The sequence below is a fragment of the Candidatus Accumulibacter sp. ACC012 genome, from assembly GCF_907163155.1.
In the GTDB taxonomy this organism is placed as follows: Bacteria; Pseudomonadota; Gammaproteobacteria; order Burkholderiales; family Rhodocyclaceae; genus Accumulibacter; species Accumulibacter delftensis.
The window spans coordinates 527907-544887 of sequence record NZ_CAJQUC010000002.1 but is presented as its reverse complement, the minus strand read 5'-3'; the positions used below and the strand labels follow the sequence as shown (position 1 = coordinate 544887).

Below are 16981 nucleotides of genomic sequence, written 5' to 3'. Positions count from 1 at the left end.
GGCGAAGCCTCGACGACCACTTTTAGGCCTTTTTTTTCGCTGCCAAGGCCCGGGCGTCTGGCGACCGGGCGGGCCGATCCAGGCACAGCGTCGCCTGGTGCCGCACTCGGCTCAGATAAGCCAGCGTTCCTCTGCCGGCTCAAGGTCGTCGCCGTTCTCCTGCGCTGCTTCCGGGGGCGTGGTCGTCGCCTCACCGGCAGTGACTACCCGGTTGCGCCCTTGTTTTTTCGCCTGGTAAAGAGCTGCATCGGCGCGCTTGAGAGCCGCCTCGAGCGAGCCGCCCGAAGCGTCTGCCAAACCCAGACTCAGAGTCACCGGCAGGCTGTTGTCTTCGCCCAGGTCGATGCAGTTGTCCGCCGTACGCTGACACAGCCGCTCGGCAAGGCGATGTGCTTCCTCGAGCGTTGTTTCCGTAAACAGGAAGGCGAACTCCTCGCCGCCGTAGCGACACACCCAGTCCGACTGGCGCAGGGTGTCGCCAAACAACTCGGCGAGGGACTTCAGAACCCGGTCGCCGACGGCGTGTCCGTGGCGGTCGTTGATGTCTTTGAAGTGATCCATGTCAGCCATGCCGACGCAGATCGGTCGCGCGTAGCGGTGGGCACGTTTGAGCTCTTCCTCGGCAAGAGCCATGAAGTGTCGGCGGTTGAACATCCCCGTCAAGCTGTCGGTCGTCGCCTGAACGTGCAGTTCCTGGCGAGCCTGCTGGTTCTCGTGCATGACGTCACGCAACTGGCCGATGGCGCCCTCGAGGGCCCTGATCTCGGTCATCGAGGCGCTTGCAAAGGGCGTTGGCGCATGCCCGGAACGCAGCTCGCACAAGGCCTCGTCCATCTTTTGCAGGGGACGGATCAGATGACGATGGATGAGGAACAGAAAACCGCCAACGAAGACGGCGACCAGTGCCAGCACCAGCGCCAGCTTGAACTGGCTGCGCAGCATGGTCGCCGACATCAGCTGCAAATCGTCGGTGGCCAGGTTGGCGCCCTCGATCGAGAAGTCGTCGGCCAGGAGGCTCAAGCGATTGGAGAGCGTTTCCCATTCGGCGTAACGCTGCTCGGTCATGCCCTCGCGTGCGGCGAGCACGAGAAAGCTTTCAACTTCACTGGCCAGCGTCGCTGTTCTGCGGTCGGCGAGCATGGCCGGGTGGCTGCTCAGCAGACTGACGATGAACAAGGCCTGTTGGCGGGCGACGGGCGTGCGGCCGGAAAAAACGCGCTCGCCGTCGAGGCGCAGCTGTTCGATGTTACGCGCCAGGCGAAACTGTTCCAGCGTACTCGGGACGGTGTTGTTCAGCAGGCGCGCCGAACTCGCCAGCACCTGCCGCTGATCGCTCGCCAGCCAGACGATCTGTGCCACGAAAGCAAGCCCGAAGAGCGCGCCAAGCAAGGCAAGAGCCTTTCCGGCAGGCCAGCTACGCTGCGTCCAGTGACGCAGCGATGTTCGCCAGTCGCTCATCAGTACATGTCGAAGGGAAAATACCGCCGCCAGAGGCGAGGGTAGCTGCCATCCTGGCGCATCTCATCAAGCGCGAGATTAAGCTGCTGGCGCAACTTTTCGTCCGTGCGCGCGAGGACGATATGCACGCTGCCGCCCAGTTCATCATCGACTAGGCTGGGGCCAACGAAGATGGGCGTCGACGTTGCGCTGGGGTCGAGCGCAAGATAGGCCAGCAGGGTTGGCACGAATGCAAAATCTGCTTCTTGATTGTCAAGGGCCAGGAGGCACTCGCTGACCGTCCCCAGGTCGATGAGCTCGAGGGCCTGCGTTTTCGCGATGCGGCGCAGATAAGCGTGCTGCTGGGAACCGCGGACAGACGCCACGCGAACCTCGCGCAGCGTCTGGATGGTGAGCTCGCCTGTGGATTGGCGGGCATGGCGGGCGATGCGTAGCGCAGTGTCTGGAAACGCCAGCAGGCGGCTGGAGGAACGCCAGATGGGATGGCTGAACGCGACCTGCGCCTCGCGAGCCGCGGTGCGCAAGTGATTCCCGAAGCCAAGTTCGAAACGCTTGCTTTCGATTCCGGGAATGATCGCGGCAAATTGGGCGTAGGAATAATCGCACCTGGCCTTCAAGCGGCGGCAAACTTCGCGCGCCAGGGCGAGATTGAAATCGGCGAGCAGTGTCGATCGGCTGGCCGTCGCTTGCCCAGCGACCGGCTGCGGGTTTACCGCCGCCTGCGAAATAACCACCCGCAATTCGAGCGCCAGCGCGCTGCCCGCTGCGAGGAGAGCGGCGCAGCAAAGCGCCAGCAGTGGGCCATTAAGTGTTCTGGCGAGCGCCTTTGCAGCCGCCTGTGGCAACGCCGAGAAGCGAGGCGAATCGTAGCCCCGTCGCAAGCCGGCGATCCGGACAGGGCTGCAGATCGGCGGGCGGAGGAGAGCGGTCAACGGTCGTTTCCTGGACTACTGCAAGCGGAAGGGAAGGTGCTCGGTGTTCAGGCGATCGAAGCGCCCATCGCGCTTGATCCGGTCGAATGCAGCATTGATGCGGTCACGCAGTTCCGGATTCCGCGGATCGACGCTAAAGCACACCTCGCCACTCAGTTCGGGCGCCTGCAAGACGGTGGTCTGCAGGCCGAGGGGCTGGATCAATGGGTCCTCCCGTAAGGTCAAGGCGGTGGCCATCGGCATCAGCACCGCGTTGACCTTCCCCCCGCTCAGCAGCGCCGGAAGTTCGGAGTGATGATTGACCGTGCTGACCTGCCAGCCCTGCGCCCTGGCATAGCGATGCTGCGCGCTGCCGGCGACCGCCGCCACCCGAGCGGTCGCCGCACCTGGCTCGACGCCAGGTTTGGCAAACCAGATGCTGTTCGAGTGGTAGTACGGTTTCGAGAAGAGGACCCTGGCCTGACGTGCCGGCGTGGCGAGTAGACTGACCGCTGAAAAATCGAACTCTCCGGCAGCCACCGCATCGACGACATCAGCAAGTTCGACAACGGTCAGCTCGCAACGGACTTTCATTTCCTCGCACAAGGCGCGCGCCACGCCGACGTTGAAACCCGCCGGCTTGCCCGTTTCATCGGTGTAGGACATCGGTGGAGAGTTGCTGAGAATGGCGACGCGCAGGGCACGTTCGCCGGCCTGTGCCGGCACGCCCGAGGCAAGAGCCAGGAGCAGCAAGCCGCAGGCCTGGCTACGTATCCGGGTCTTCATCACCGCGCTCCCCCTGATGTCGCAGACTTCCAGTCTAACACCCACCAGGGCCGCGTGCTCTCGTGGCACGCCACAACAGACATTCTCGGCTGCCGGCCCTCGGCAAGACGCAGGCTTGCGCACCGGCTTGCCGGACGCGCTACGCATGGCTTTTCCGCTTGTGCCGCAAGCGCTGAATCTTGTACCTTGTCGGAATGAACCTCAGCTCGCTGCTTTCCTTTTCCTGGCGCATGCTGCGCCGTGACGCGCGCGGCGGCGAGTTGCGCCTGCTGGCGGCGGCGCTGGTCGTCGCCGTCGCGGCGCTGACCGCTGTCGGCTTCTTTACTGATCGCGTGCGCCAGGCGCTCGAACGCGAGTCGCACCAGTTGCTCGGCGCCGACCTGCTGTTGGTCTCCGACCAGCCGTGGCCGGCGACGTTTGCCGACGAGGCGCGCGCAGGTGGCCTGCAGGTGGCCGAAACATGGACTTTCCCGAGCATGGTCAGTCATGGCGACGCTGCCGACATGCGTTTGCAGTTGGCCGAGGTCAAAGCGGTCAGCGCCGCTTATCCCTTGCGCGGCTCGCTGCGCGTTGCGCCAGCACTGAACGTCCCTGACGCAGCGGCCGAGGGCATCCCCGCGAGCGGTGAGATCTGGATCGACGAGCGTCTGGCGTCGGCGCTGGCGGCGCGTGTCGGCGACCAGCTAAGCGTCGGGCAATCGTCACTGCGCGTTGCTGCCGTGCTGACCCTGGAACCCGATCGCGGCATCAATTTCTTCAGCGTCGCCCCGCGCTTGCTGATGAACCTCACCGATCTGCCAGCGACCGGCTTGCTGCAGGTCGGCAGCCGCGTTGGCTATCGCCTGCTGGTGGCCGGCGACGCGGCGCTCGTCAAGCGCTATCAGCTGGACATCGAAACGCGCCTGCAGCGCGGTCAGCGCATGGAAGACGCGCAGAACGGTCGGCCGGAGATTCGTACCGCGCTCGATCGGGCACAGAAGTTCCTCGGCCTCTCGGCCTTGCTGACCGTGGTGCTGGCGGCGGTGGCCGTGGCCCTTGCCGCCCGGCGCTATGTGCAGCGGCATCTCGACCCCTGTGCCGTGATGCGCTGCCTGGGGGCGACGCAGCGGCTGCTCCTGCATCTCTATCTCGGGCAGTTCGCCGTCCTCGGCCTGCTCGCCGCCGGGGCCGGCTGTGGCATCGGTTATCTGGCGCATTTCGCGCTGCACGCCTGGCTGGCGCCGTTGTTGGCGACATCGCTGCCGCCACCAGGCGGGCTACCAGTCGTGCAGGGCGTGGCGGTGGGCCTGTTGTTGCTCTTCGGTTTTGCCGTTCCGCCCCTGTTGCAGCTGAAGAAGGTGTCCACGCTGCGCGTCCTGCGCGGCGAGTTGGGAAGCCCGCAAGCCGGCTTGCTGGGTGGCTATCTGCTCGGTTTCGTGGCTCTCGCGGCGCTGATGTTCTGGATCGCCGGCGAAGTCGCGCTGGGTGCCTACGTGGTCGGTGCTTTCACTGTCGCCTTGGCCGTGTTCTCCTTGATTGCCCGTCTGGCAATCCGCCTCGCAGCGGCAGCACGCGGCGGCGCCGGCAGGTCTGGCGGCATCGGCTGGCGCTATGGTTTGGCCAGCCTCGAACGACGGGCGTCCGCCAGCGTCGTGCAAATCGTCGCCCTGGCCCTCGGTTTCATGGCCCTGATGTTGCTGACCGTGATCCGCGGCGATCTGCTCGAGGCCTGGCAGAAAGCCGTTCCGCCAGATGCGCCGAACCGTTTCGTGGTCAATATCCAGCCCGAACAGGTGGCGCCAGTGCGCGCCGTGCTGGCCGCAGGGGCCTTGTTTCCAGAGCTGGCGCCGATGGTTCGTGGACGCCTGATCCGCATCAACGGTGCCAAGGTCAGTGCCGCCGACTACAGCGACGATCGCGCCCAACGCCTGATCGAACGCGAATTCAATCTGTCGATGCGTGCCGACCTGCCCGAGGGCAACAGCGTGAGTGGCGGACGCTGGTTTTCGGCCGCTGATCTCGCGGCCGATGGCCAGGATGCTCAGGTGAAGGCCGGGGCGAATGACGAGGCCGCGGCATCGCTGGAGGAGGGGCTGGCGAGAACGCTGGGCCTGGCCGTCGGCGACCGCATCGACTTCGAAGTCGCTGGCGAGACGGTCGCCATGCGCGTGGTCGGCCTGCGCCACGTCGACTGGGACACGATGCGCGTCAATTTCTTCGTGCTGACGCCGCCGGCAGCTTTGCAGGGCTATCCGGCGAGCTGGATTACCAGCTTCCACCTGCCCACCGAGAAGGCGGAGCTGATTACGCAACTGCTGGCCGATTTTCCCAATCTGACGGTCATCGATGTCGCCGCCATTTTGCGCCAGCTGACGTCGATCATGGACCAGGTAGCGCAGGCGGTGCAGTTCATTTTTCTGTTCACGCTTGCCGCCGGGGTCATCGTTCTCTACGCGGCGCTGGCTTCGGCGGCGCAGGAGCGACGCTACGAACTGGCGGTGATGCGCGCCCTCGGCGCCCGTCGTGAGCAGCTGCGACGCGCCTTGCTGGCCGAGTTCGCAGCGGTCGGCGCGCTGGCCGGCCTGATCGCCTCGCTGGGAGCCATCGCCATCGGGCAGTTTCTGGCGCGCGAGGCCTTCAACTTCACGGTGGCGATCAATTTCTGGCTACCGCTGGCGGCCATTGTCTGCTGCGCGACCCTGGTCACTGCGGCGGGCTGGTTTGCCGCGTCGCGACTGTTGCTGACGGCCCCGCTGGAGACGCTGCGTGCCGGTAGCGCCTGAGTCAGCGGTGCACCAGCCGTGCACCAGCCTCGGCCACCCTCCGGCTGACACGGTGACACGCGCCGACGCCAGCGCAGGCTTGGCTGCTGCCGAGAGTAGTGATGCTTTTCGTTATCATGGCTGTGCCAGCGGCACGACCGCGTGGCGCTGCTCGGGGTTCGCTCGGCGACCCATTTCTTTGCCAATACGTTACCAATCGCTGCACGCAGAAGGAGTTTGAGAATGAAGGGCAAGACATTACTGGTGTTGCGACACGGGAAATCGGACTGGAGTACCGGCGAGGAGGATTTCGATCGCCCGCTGGTTGGCCGCGGTCATCTCGGCAGCAGGAAAATGGGGGCCTTGATCAGGCACCTGAAGCTGCGTCCGGATGTCGTCCTCAGTTCGCCCGCCGCGCGCGCACGGGCGACCACCGAAGCGGCTTGCCAGGCGATGGGGCTGGCGGCGAAGAAGATCAGCTGGGACGAGCGCATCTATGCCGCACCCACCGAGTTCCTGCTGGCGGCGCTGGCTGATTGCCCGCCGGGCGCCGAGCGCGTGATGCTGGTTGGACATAATCCCGGCGTGGAGGATCTGGTCGCCTACCTGGCGGAAGGCGAGCTCGACATCCCGGACGACGGCAAGGTCCTGCCGACGTCGGCGCTGGCGCAGCTGGAAGTATTTGCCGATTGGTCGAAGCTGACGCGCGGCTGCGCGACGCTGGTCGCGCTGACCCGACCCGGGCAGGTACCCGACGACCTGCCGGCCGCCGATGACGAAGACGACCCGGAGGAGGAGGACGATAGCCGGCCCGTTCCGGACTATTTCTACACCCAGTCGGCGGTCCTTCCTTATCGCCTGCTCGACGGCAAGTTGCAGATCATGCTCATTGCCTCGCGCAAGGCGACGCGCTGGGTAATCCCGAAAGGGGTCAAGGAGCCCGAGCTGTCCTTGCGCGACTCTGCCGAAAAAGAGGCCCTGGAGGAGGCGGGTATTCGTGGCCAGCTCGACGACGAAGCAATCGGCGACTACGACTACAAGAAATGGGGTGGCGTGTGCAAGGTCACCGTCTTCCCAATGGCGGTCAGCGAAAGCGTGCCCGAAGAAGAGTGGGAGGAGAGCCACCGCGAGCGGCAATGGCTGGAGCCGAAGAAGGCCAAGCGCCTGATCGCCGAGCCGGCCTTGCGCAAACTGGTCGACACCTTGGCGAAAAAGATAGCCAAAGGGCTGGCCAAGGAACGCTGAGGATGTCCTGAAGCGGCCGCGCCGCCAGGTGGCGCCGCTGGCGGCGGCTCCTGGCGCCGGCCTGCGGGCAAGCGCGATGTTGGCCCACCAAGGCTGTCGGTGGGCCTGCCGATCAGATGACCCGGATACGGATCACGTGCTCGACCTTGGCGATGGCGCGGAGCACGTCGTCACCGGGTAGCGTTTCGACGTCCACAATGTTGAAGGCCAGTTCGGCACGGCTCTTGTTCACCATGTCGACCACATTGACCTTGTTTTCGGCGAGCACCGAGAGGACCTGACCAAGCACCCCGGGGACATTGTCGTTCGAGAAGATGATGCGCGCGGTGCCCGGGCTGCGCTCCATGCTGATCTTCGGGAAGTTGACCGAGTTCTCGATGTTGCCGTTTTCCAGGTAGTCGACAAGCTGGTTGGCGGCCATCACCGCGCAGTTCTCTTCGGATTCCTCGGTGCTGGCGCCGATGTGCGGCAGGGCGATGATCTGCGGGTTTCCAAGCAGAGAGGGTTCGGGAAAGTCACAAACATACTTGCCGAGCTTGCCGGCGGCGAGACTCTCCAGCACGGCCGCTGCGTCGACGATCGTGTCGCGCGCAAAGTTGAGCAGGACTGCGCCGGGCTTGATCGCCGCCAGGGTGTCATTGTTGATCATGTGCCGGGTGCCATCGACTGCCGGCACATGCATCGAAACGTAGTCGGAACGTGCCAGCAGCGACTGCAGGTTCTCCATGCGGCTGACCTCGTTGGAGAGGCGCCAGGCGGCGTCGATCGACAGCACCGGGTCGAAGCCGACCACTTTCATGCCCATTGCCAGGGCCATTTCGGCGACCATCGAGCCAATCGCCCCAAGGCCGACGATGCCCAGGGTCTTGCCCTTGAGCTCGTTGCCGGCAAAGCGCGATTTTTCCTTCTCCACGCGCGGCGACATTTCCGCCGGATCCTTGAGATCGGCGAGCGATTGAACGAAGTTCATGCTGTCGACGATGGCACGCGAGCTCAGCAACATGCCGGCCATGACCAGTTCCTTGACCGCATTGGCATTGGCGCCCGGGGTGTTGAAAACGACGATGCCGAGCTTGCCGTACTCGGCGACCGGCACATTGTTGACCCCCGCGCCGGCGCGCGCCACCGCCAGGAGCGACTGCGGCACTTCGATGCCTTGCAGCTTCTGACTGCGCAGGAGGAAGGCGTCGGGGTGGGCGATGTCGCTGCCGACTTCATACGCCTGACGCGGGAAACGATCGAGACCGCTGAGCGCGATCTTGTTGTAGGTTCTGACCTTGTACATGGAAGTGTCGCTCGCAATTGGAGGTTGGGTGATGAAGCTGCCCTTACTGTGAAAGTCGCGTCCGCGACTCACGAATCTCCCTTCTTCCCCCTCGGGAGAAGGGCCGGCGGAAGGGGGGGCAGTCATGATCTGCGGTATCTCGACAAATCATGACTGTTAGCCGGTTCGCGACTCCGCGGCTCAGGCCGCGACCTGCGCGTAGGCCCAGGCCAGCCACGGCATCAGCGCTTGCAGATCGGCGGTCTCGATAGTGGCCCCACACCAGATGCGGATTCCCGCCGGGGCGTCCTTGTACGAGCCGATGTCAAAAGCGACGCCTTCGCTGTCGAGCAGCTTGACCAGCTTCTTGACGCGCTCGGCGTCGAGTTCGAGACTCAGGCAGACGCTGGTGTTGGAGCGCGTTGCCGGATCCTTGGCGAGGAAGGAAATCCAGTCATTGGCGGCGACGAAATCGGCAATCACGGCGAGATTGGCTTCACTGCGGGCAATCGCTCCCTGGACGCCGCCGATGCTTTCGATCCACTGCAGGGCGTCGAGGTAATCGGCGACACACAGCATCGACGGGGTATTGATCGTCTCGCCGCGGAAAATACCTTCGTTGAGTTTGCCGCCGGAGGTCAGCCGGAAGACTTTCGGCATTGGCCACGCCGGGGTGTAGGACTCGAGGCGGGCGACGGCGCGCGGGCTCAGGATCAGCATGCCGTGCGCACCTTCGCCGCCGAGGACTTTCTGCCACGAGAAGGTCACCACGTCGAGCTTGTCCCACGGCAGATCCATGGCGAAGACGGCCGAGGTGGCGTCGCAGATCGTCAAGCCGGCGCGATCGGCCGGGATCCAGTCGCCGTTTGGCACTTTGACGCCCGAAGTCGTGCCGTTCCACGTGAACACCACGTCGTTGGAAAAATTGACCTGCGCGAAGTCGACGATATCGCCATAGTCAGCCTTGAGTGCATTCACGTCGGCAAGCTTCAACTGCTTGACGATGTCGGTGACCCAACCCGAGCCGAAGGACTCCCATGCCAGAACGTCGACGCCACGTGCGCCAAGCAGCGACCACATCGCCATCTCGACGGCGCCGGTATCTGATCCGGGAACGACGCCGACACGGTAACCCTCGGGCAGTCCGAGAATTCGCGCGGTCTCCGTACACGCCAGCGCCAGTACCTTCTTGCCAAGCGCCGAGCGGTGCGAGCGGCCGAGGGTGTCTAGCGACAGGGCATTGACGTCATAACCGGGACGCTTGCTGCACGGTCCCGACGAGAAATTGGGGTTTTTCGGTTTTGCTGTGGCTTGCATGATGGCCTCTATTCGGGAGAAGAAAACCGCTGAACACGGGCTTGGCCAAGCGCTGGCAGCCAGCGTCGAACAAGAGCGAGATTGTAACAGAGTGTCTTTTCCCAGGCAGCAGGCGCGCGCTGCTCACAGGATTGTGCGCGGGTGCGCACAAGCGGGTCTCTGCCGGCCCGGAAAATTCGCCACAATCTGGGTCGTCCTTTTCCGGCCATCGCCTAAAGAAATCTGCGCTGGTGTCGTAATAGTCTGCAGTGTACCGCCGCCGGTCCCTCTGTTCCCCGCCAGCAGACCGGTTTTCTACAGGAGTCTTCGCAATGCCCGAGATGATCGATGATGCCAACTGGCTTGCCGGCTTGCCCGCCGCGGCGTCGGTTGACCTGGCGCCCGCTGGTGAACCCTGGAAAGTGCTGTTGGTCGACGACGAGCCTGACGTGCACCCCGTTCTCCACCTGGCCCTGGACGACGTACGCATTGACGGACGTGGGCTGCGGCTATTCGATGCGCTCTCGGCGGAGGAGGCGAAACTGGCGCTGACTGCCCACGCGGACATCGCCCTGATCCTGCTCGACGTGGTCATGGAAAGCGACCGCGCCGGTCTCGATCTGGTGCGCTACATCCGCGACGAGCTGGCCCGGCGTAGTGTGCAGATCGTTCTGATTACTGGGCAAGCGGGTTACGCGCCACAGCGACAGGTGGTCAGCGACTACCAGATCGACGGCTATCTGCTCAAGTCGGAACTGAGCGCCGAGCGGATTTTCGTTGCCGTGCATTCCGCCATCCGCGCACATCGCTTGATGCGCGAGCAGGAAAGCCTCCAGGCAGACCTTCATCAGAAGGTGCAAGAGCTGGACGCGACCCTGGTGGTTCTGCGCGAGAGCGAGAGTAATTTGATCCGTGCCCAGTCGGTCGCCCATGTCGGCAGCTGGACTTACGAGCTGGGCCGCAACGAAATGCGCCTGTCGGCGGAAACCTGCCGCATCTTTGGACTGTGCGCCGGGACGGTGGGTAGTTACCAGAGCTATCTGGCGCGCGTCCATCCGGACGACCGCGCCGCGGTCGAGGAGGCATGGCAGGCGACAATGGCCGCGGGCACGGTCTTCCAGCACGAACACCGGATCATGGTCGGCGAGACAGTGCGCCATGTTCGCCAACAGGCGGATCTGAGCCGCGCCGCCGACGGCGCTCCGCTGCGTTGCCTGGGAACCACTCAGGACATCACTGAACGCAAGCAGGCCGAGGAGGAGTTGAAGCGCTCGAACGCCGAACTCGAGCAGTTCAGCTATGCCATTTCGCACGATCTGCGCCAGCCTTTGCGAATGGTCGCCAGTTACATGCAGTTGCTCGGGATCAGTCTCGCCGAGCAGCTCGACGGCGAGCAGCGCGAGCATTTCAAATTCGCCATCGACGGTGCCCGCCGCCTCGATCAGATGCTGGTTGCATTGCTCGAATACTCGCGTGTCGGTCGCTTGGGTGAGCCCCCCGCGTGGCTGGAAACGCGAGCCATCGTCGACGAAGCCCTGCTTTTCCTGCAGCCGGCGATCGCCGAGGCGCAAGCGAAGATCAGTGTGCGCGGCCATTGGCCACGCGCCTGGGTGCGTCCCGACGAGATCCTGCGCCTGCTGCAGAACCTGATCGCCAACGCCGCCAAATTCCGCCTTGCCGGGCGCTGCCCCGAGATCCGGGTGGCCAGCCGGGTGGCGCGCGGGCAGTGGTGCCTGAGCGTTGCCGACAATGGCGTCGGTATTTACCCGGGGCAGCTCGGCCGACTGTTTCAGGTATTCCAGCGCTTGCAGAGCCGCGCCAATTACGAAGGCAGTGGTGTGGGCCTGGCGCTGTGTCGCAAGATTGCCGAGCATCATGGGGGACGTATCTGGGCCGAGTCGGCGGGTGACGGGCAGGGGAGCCGCTTCTGCGTATCCTTGCCCCTCGCCGGGGATGGCGGCTGATGACCGCGGCTGAGCTGCCCGCCATGCGGCAACAACGCTATCTCGCCGCCGATCAGGCCCGTGGTACGATTGCCAGCTGCGCTGTCGAGCCGCTGCTGCAAGCACTGTTGTCGACCCTCGCCAATCGCCTCGCCGCCGCCAACGCCTTGTGCAGCATGGTCGCTGCGCACGGCCGCTGCCAGCCGCATAGAGGGAAATGAAGATGATCGGCAAACGCAGTTTCCCCTTTGTTATTCTCCTCGCCGAGGATGAGCCGGCTGACGCGCATCTGCTGAGTTTGGCATTGACCGAAAACCGCATTTGCGTCGATCTGCAGCACGTTCTTGATGGTCGTGAGGCGCTCGAGTATCTGCACCGGCAGGGTCGGCGTTTTGCCCTGGCTGTCCGTCCTGACCTGATTTTGGTCGATCTGAATATGCCGCGCATGAACGGCCGCGAGTTCCTTGCCGCGATCAAGGGCGATCCTGTCTTGTGTGACATCCCGGTCGTCGTCCTGAGTACCTCGGAAGTCGATCGCGACGTTCGCGACAGCTACCGCCTCGGTGCCGCTGGCTACATCACCAAGCCCCTCGACATCAGTGAATTCATCGTCGAGATCGGTCAACTGACCGACTACTGGCTCTCTCTGGTAAGGTTGCCCGAAAATCGATGAGCAATGAGCACTGACCAACGCGCAGCGGGCATCGCCATGATGAACATCGAGCATATGTTGCGGATCAGCCCGGCGATGCTCGACGAGGGAGAGACGGAGAGTAGCGGATGAACAAGTCGACCCGACGGCCCATCTCGATTCTGGTGATCGAAGACGATCCCGGCGATCTGGGACTGATCCGAACCAATGTGCGCCTTGCTGGCCTGCGCAGCATGGGCCAGGACGACCCCGTGATCTGGGCGTCAACACTCGCCGACGGGATGGCTGCCGCCGCGGTCAGCAAACCCGACGTGATACTGCTCGACTTGTCCTTGCCCGATTCGTCCGGAATCGCCACCGTGGAAGCGATGCGTGCGACGGCTCCCGCTGTTCCGATCATTGTCCTGACCGGTCAGGATGACCATCAACTCGCCGAGGCCGCTCTGCACGCAGGGGCGCAGGACTATCTGGCCAAGGGGCAGTTGTTCCAGCAGGATGCACTGGGACGGGCGATACGGCATGCGCTGGTTCGCCAGAAACTCGAATCACGCCTGCGCCTGTTCGACGCGGCCCTCAACGCTGTGGCCAGCGGCATCATGATCACCGACGTGACCGCGGCGATCACGTGGGCCAATCCCGCTTTTACGGAGATCACCGGCTTCACGATGTCGGAAGTCGTCGGCCGTAATCCCGGCGCGATGCTCAACTCCGGGAAGCAGGACCGGCGCTTCTACGAGGGCATGTGGCAGACCATTCTGGTCGGGCGCGTATGGACCGGCGAGCTCGTCAACCGGCGCAAGAACGGAAGCCACTTTGACGCGGCGCTGACCATTTCCCCAGTGACCGGTGGCGACGGAAATATTCACCACTTTGTCGCCGTCATGCAGGACATCTCCGCACGCAAGGCCACCGACGAGCGTGTTCAGCATCTTGCCCACCACGACCAGCTCACCGATCTGCCCAATCGCATGCTGCTCAGCGACCGTTTGTTCCAGTCGCTGGCACAGGTGCGCAGGGAGCAAGGAACATTGGCGGTGATGTTTCTCGATCTGGACGATTTCAAGCCGGTCAACGACACCCTGGGTCATGATATCGGTGATCTGCTGCTCAAGGAGGTCGCCCTGCGTCTGCGCGGCTGCGTGCCGAGGAATTCGGACACCGTTGCACGTCTCGGCGGTGACGAATTCGTGGTCCTGCTGGCGCAGATCGACCAGGCTGCCGATGCTGCAGTGGTGGCCCGCAAAATCCTCACGGCGGTCATGCGTCCGTTCGTTATCGGTCCGCACCACATCACGATCTCGACGAGCATCGGCATCGCCGTCTATCCGCAGCACGGCGACGAGGTCAGTGGGCTGTTGAAGAACGCTGATACGGCGATGTACCACGCCAAGAAAGCAGGTCGTGGCTGCTACCGTTTCTTCCGCGAACTCGCTGAAACGACAAGGGCTTAACTTGGCCGACACGCAGCGACAGGCTGACCCCCCGGACATTCGCCGAGCGCCATCGGCAAACGGTGGGGAGGGGCCGTTCTCGCGCTTGCTCGAACAAGACGATGAACAGCCACGGAGCTGGCTTCCTTCGCTAAGCTTCCTCAAGTACACCGCCTGGGCCATTGTTCTTGCGGCAGCATGCATGCTGCTGACCATGCTGCTGCTCATTCCGGATCAGCCCCGGCGGGCTGTTGGGCCAGCAGCCATGGTGCTGCTGGCAAGCACTGCCTTGTGGCTGCTCAACAGCGGTCGGGTGCGCGCTGCGCTGGCGGCATTGATCTGGGGCATGTGGTTGGCCGTGACCGTCCTCTCGCCGTTCTTCGGGGGAGTCCGGGCGTTGCCGATAATTGCCTACCCGGTGCTGATTCTAATGGGTGGTTGGCTGCTGGGCACACGCACGGCAGTCGTTCTCGCGGCCCTGACGGCGACCGTGATTATTGGCTTTGTGGCGGCCGATCTCTCGGCACTGCTGCCGCCCCAGCCGCCAACGCCAAGCATCCTCTACGGCCTGGTGCAGATCACCTGCGTCGTCGTGGCGATGCTGTTGATCATCTTCCTGACGCGCTCGTACCGGCAACGCATTGATGACGTGCGCCGATTGGGCAGCGATCTGGCACAGCGTACCGCCGAGGTCCAGGGCAGCAAAGCCGAGCTCGAGCGCGCGCAGGCGGTCGCCCGGGTTGGTAGCTGGGTCATCGACCTGGGCAGCGGTCAGATCAGAATGTCCGCCGAGACCTGCCGCATCTTTGCCGTTCCCGAAGGCACAATCGGCAGCATTGAAGCGTTCATGGCGCGGGTGCATGTCGATGATCGCCAGGCGCTGCAGCAAGCCAGCGAAAAGGCCTTGGCGGGGAAACCCAGCGCCGTTGAGTTGCGCATCGTGGTCGCTGCGTCGGAGCGCTGGATCGCACAGCACGCCGAGGTCGAGTTCGACGACACCGGCAAACCGCTGCGCAGTGTCGGTACGACCCAGGACATTACCGAGCGCAAGGAGCTGGAAGCCAGCCTGCGTGAGCAACGCGAGTTCTTTCGACTGATTTCGGAGAGTATCGGCGAACACATCGCGGTCCTCGATCTCGAAGGGCGACGGCTCTACAACAGTCCTTCGTATCGGCAGTTCTTTGGCGCTAACAGAGACTTGCTGGGCAGCGATTCATTCGCCGACGTCCATCCGGATGATCGTCAGCGGGTGATCGAAGCGTTCAGGCTGACGGCAAGGACCGGCGTTGGCCAGGAACTACAGTACCGTCTGATGCACCACGACGGCACCGTTCGGCACATGGCGTCGGCCGGAAAAGTGATCAACGACAAGAGCGGTCAGGTGAGCCGCGTGGTCGTCGTATCGCACGACGTGACCGACAAGAAGCAGGCCGAGCAACAGGAGCGGATTGCCGCAACGGCCTTCGAGTCGCAGCAGGGGATGTTCATCACCGATGCCTTCGGCGTCATTTTGCGCGTCAATCAGGCGTTTACCGAGATCACCGGCTACAGCGCTGACGACTGTGTCGGGCGGACGCCCAAACTGCTCAGTTCGGGCCGCCACAAGGCGACCTTCTATGCGGCGATGCGCGACACGCTCGAGCGCACGGGAACCTGGCAGGGCGAGATCTGGAACCGCCGCAAGAATGGCGAGATCTACCCCGAATGGCTGACCATTTCGGCAGTCAGGGACAGCGACGAGCAAGTGACCAATTACGTGTCCACGCTGACCGACATCACCATGCGCAAGGCGGACCAGGAGGAGATTCGGCATCTCGCCTTCTACGACGCACTGACCGGCCTGCCCAACCGCCGCCTGCTGCACGACCGTCTGCGCCAGGCGCTGGCGGCCAGCGCGCGCAGGGGCCGGCAAGGTGCTCTGCTGTTCATCGACCTCGACAACTTCAAGATGCTCAACGACACCCTCGGGCACGACATGGGCGATCACCTCCTGCAGCAGGTTGGCAAACGGCTGAAGGCCTGCGTTCGCGAACGCGACACCGTTGCCCGCCTGGGTGGTGACGAGTTTGTCGTCATGCTCGAGGATCTTGGCCAGCGTGCGCAGGAAGCCGTTGCTCAGAGTAGCCACATCGGCGAGAAAATCCTCGCCGCGCTCTACTGCCCCTACGATCTGGACGGCCACGAGTATCACAATACGGCGAGCGTTGGCATCACCCTGTTTGGGAGCGCGCACCACGGCGTCGACGAACTGATGAAGCGGGCGGATCTGGCGATGTACGAAGCCAAGAACAAGGGCCGCAATACCTTGCGCTTCTTTGATCCGCAAATGCAGGCAGTGGTGACTGAGCGCGCCAGCCTTGAGAAAGACTTGCGCGAAGCGCTGCAAAAGCGGCAGTTGCTTCTTTTCTACCAGCCGCAGGTGGATGCCGCCGGCGCCGTCATCGGCGCTGAAGCGCTGCTTCGCTGGCGGCATCAGCAGCGTGGCTTCGTCTCACCGGCCGAGTTCATTCCCCTCGCCGAGGAGACAGGGCTGATTCTGCCACTGGGCCTGTGGGTGCTGGAAACCGCCTGCGCACAGTTGGCAGTCTGGGCGGCGCAGCCGGGACGAGAGCAGTTGACGGTTTCGGTCAACGTCAGTGCGCGGCAGTTCCGGCAGCCGAACTTCGTCGACCAGGTACTGGCCGTTCTGGCCAGCAGCGGCGCGAATCCACGGCAGCTGAAGCTCGAACTGACCGAAAGCATGTTGCTCGACAACGTCCAGGAAATGATCGTCAGGATGAGCACCCTGAAAAGCCACGGTGTCGGTTTTTCGCTGGACGATTTCGGCACCGGCTACTCGTCGCTGTCGTACCTGAAGCGCCTGCCGCTCGATCAGTTGAAGATCGACCAGTCCTTTGTGCGGGATTTGCTCACCGATCCCAATGACGAGGTGATCGCGCGCACGATTATCGCGCTGGCCAGCACGCTTGGCCTGGCGGTGATCGCCGAGGGTGTGGAAACGATCGAGCAACGCGACGCGCTGGCGGCGCAGGGCTGCCACGCCTATCAAGGCTACCTCTTCAGCCGGCCGCTACCGGTGGCCGATTTCGACGCCTTCCTGAGGGGCTCGTAAGGCAAGCGGGTGCGATTCCCGGCGCGCACATTAACGGTCATGACACGTGGAGACACCCCAAATCATGAAAGTCATGACCGTTTCCCTCTTCCCCTGCCCCTTCTCCCGCAAGGGGAGAAGGGAGTTTCGTGAGTCGCTTGCGC

At 63.7% G+C, this 16981-nt stretch carries 12 protein-coding genes; 7 read left to right on the top strand and 5 right to left on the bottom strand.

Annotated features, from left to right (window positions below; genetic code table 11):
- Positions 1–111 precede the first annotated feature (111 nt).
- From QZ648_RS02990 to QZ648_RS02980, 3 genes are read right to left on the bottom strand one after another with little or no spacing between them, the layout of a single operon-like run.
- Positions 112–1458 (bottom strand): GGDEF domain-containing protein, encoded by a 1347-nt coding sequence (locus tag QZ648_RS02990; protein WP_291996060.1) that lies wholly within the window; start codon positions 1456–1458, stop codon positions 112–114.
- Positions 1458–2390 carry a transporter substrate-binding domain-containing protein gene (locus QZ648_RS02985; RefSeq protein WP_291996059.1) on the bottom strand — a complete coding sequence of 311 codons (933 nt, stop codon included), beginning with the start codon at positions 2388–2390 and terminating at the stop codon, positions 1458–1460. The genes QZ648_RS02990 and QZ648_RS02985 overlap by 1 nt, the downstream gene beginning before the upstream one ends.
- 15 nt (positions 2391–2405) lie before the next feature.
- Positions 2406–3200 carry a transporter substrate-binding domain-containing protein gene (locus tag QZ648_RS02980; RefSeq protein ID WP_291996058.1) on the bottom strand — a complete coding sequence of 265 codons (795 nt, stop codon included), beginning with the start codon at positions 3198–3200 and terminating at the stop codon, positions 2406–2408.
- A 149-nt stretch (positions 3201–3349) separates the two neighbouring features.
- On the opposite strand from QZ648_RS02980, the gene QZ648_RS02975 reads away from it, so the two are divergent.
- Both QZ648_RS02975 and QZ648_RS02970 read left to right on the top strand, forming a co-directional pair.
- Positions 3350–5917, top strand: a complete 2568-nt coding sequence (locus tag QZ648_RS02975) for an FtsX-like permease family protein (RefSeq protein WP_291996057.1) — start codon at positions 3350–3352, stop codon at positions 5915–5917.
- A 222-nt stretch (positions 5918–6139) separates the two neighbouring features.
- Positions 6140–7141, top strand: a complete 1002-nt coding sequence (locus QZ648_RS02970; RefSeq protein ID WP_291996056.1) for a histidine phosphatase family protein — start codon at positions 6140–6142, stop codon at positions 7139–7141.
- A gap of 112 nt (positions 7142–7253) precedes the next feature.
- Here QZ648_RS02970 and QZ648_RS02965 read toward each other — a convergent pair whose 3' ends face one another.
- Positions 7254–8426 (bottom strand): phosphoglycerate dehydrogenase, encoded by a 1173-nt coding sequence (locus QZ648_RS02965; protein WP_291996055.1) that lies wholly within the window; start codon positions 8424–8426, stop codon positions 7254–7256.
- A gap of 180 nt (positions 8427–8606) precedes the next feature.
- Entirely contained in the window at positions 8607–9722 is a 1116-nt protein-coding gene (locus QZ648_RS02960) for a phosphoserine transaminase (RefSeq protein WP_169065581.1), read from the bottom strand.
- 311 nt (positions 9723–10033) lie between these two features.
- On the opposite strand from QZ648_RS02960, the gene QZ648_RS02955 reads away from it, so the two are divergent.
- The 5 genes from QZ648_RS02955 (at position 10034) to QZ648_RS02935 (ending at position 16838) form a co-directional block, all read left to right on the top strand.
- A complete protein-coding gene (locus QZ648_RS02955; RefSeq protein ID WP_291996054.1) occupies positions 10034–11665 on the top strand; it encodes an ATP-binding protein in 1632 nt (543 codons plus the stop codon).
- Complete coding sequence (locus QZ648_RS02950) at positions 11665–11865, top strand: hypothetical protein (RefSeq protein ID WP_291996053.1); 201 nt, start codon at positions 11665–11667, stop codon at positions 11863–11865. The genes QZ648_RS02955 and QZ648_RS02950 overlap by 1 nt, the downstream gene beginning before the upstream one ends.
- Before the next feature lie 2 nt (positions 11866–11867).
- Complete coding sequence (locus QZ648_RS02945) at positions 11868–12317, top strand: response regulator (protein WP_169065584.1); 450 nt, start codon at positions 11868–11870, stop codon at positions 12315–12317.
- A gap of 107 nt (positions 12318–12424) precedes the next feature.
- The gene (locus tag QZ648_RS02940; protein WP_169065585.1) at positions 12425–13747 is read left to right on the top strand and encodes a diguanylate cyclase; all 1323 of its coding nucleotides are present in this window, start codon (positions 12425–12427) and stop codon (positions 13745–13747) included.
- A gap of 1 nt (position 13748) precedes the next feature.
- Positions 13749–16838 carry an EAL domain-containing protein gene (locus QZ648_RS02935; RefSeq protein WP_291996052.1) on the top strand — a complete coding sequence of 1030 codons (3090 nt, stop codon included), beginning with the start codon at positions 13749–13751 and terminating at the stop codon, positions 16836–16838.
- The last annotated feature ends 143 nt before the right edge of the window (positions 16839–16981 follow it).

Coding starts and splice junctions, on each gene's coding strand:
- QZ648_RS02990 (WP_291996060.1), bottom strand. CDS start 1,458: ATGAGCGACTGGCGAACATCGCTGCGTCACTGGACGCAGCGTAGCTGG.
- QZ648_RS02975 (WP_291996057.1), top strand. CDS start 3,350: ATGAACCTCAGCTCGCTGCTTTCCTTTTCCTGGCGCATGCTGCGCCGT.
- QZ648_RS02970 (WP_291996056.1), top strand. CDS start 6,140: ATGAAGGGCAAGACATTACTGGTGTTGCGACACGGGAAATCGGACTGG.
- QZ648_RS02965 (WP_291996055.1), bottom strand. CDS start 8,426: ATGTACAAGGTCAGAACCTACAACAAGATCGCGCTCAGCGGTCTCGAT.
- QZ648_RS02960 (WP_169065581.1), bottom strand. CDS start 9,722: ATGCAAGCCACAGCAAAACCGAAAAACCCCAATTTCTCGTCGGGACCG.
- QZ648_RS02955 (WP_291996054.1), top strand. CDS start 10,034: ATGCCCGAGATGATCGATGATGCCAACTGGCTTGCCGGCTTGCCCGCC.
- QZ648_RS02950 (WP_291996053.1), top strand. CDS start 11,665: ATGACCGCGGCTGAGCTGCCCGCCATGCGGCAACAACGCTATCTCGCC.
- QZ648_RS02945 (WP_169065584.1), top strand. CDS start 11,868: ATGATCGGCAAACGCAGTTTCCCCTTTGTTATTCTCCTCGCCGAGGAT.
- QZ648_RS02940 (WP_169065585.1), top strand. CDS start 12,425: ATGAACAAGTCGACCCGACGGCCCATCTCGATTCTGGTGATCGAAGAC.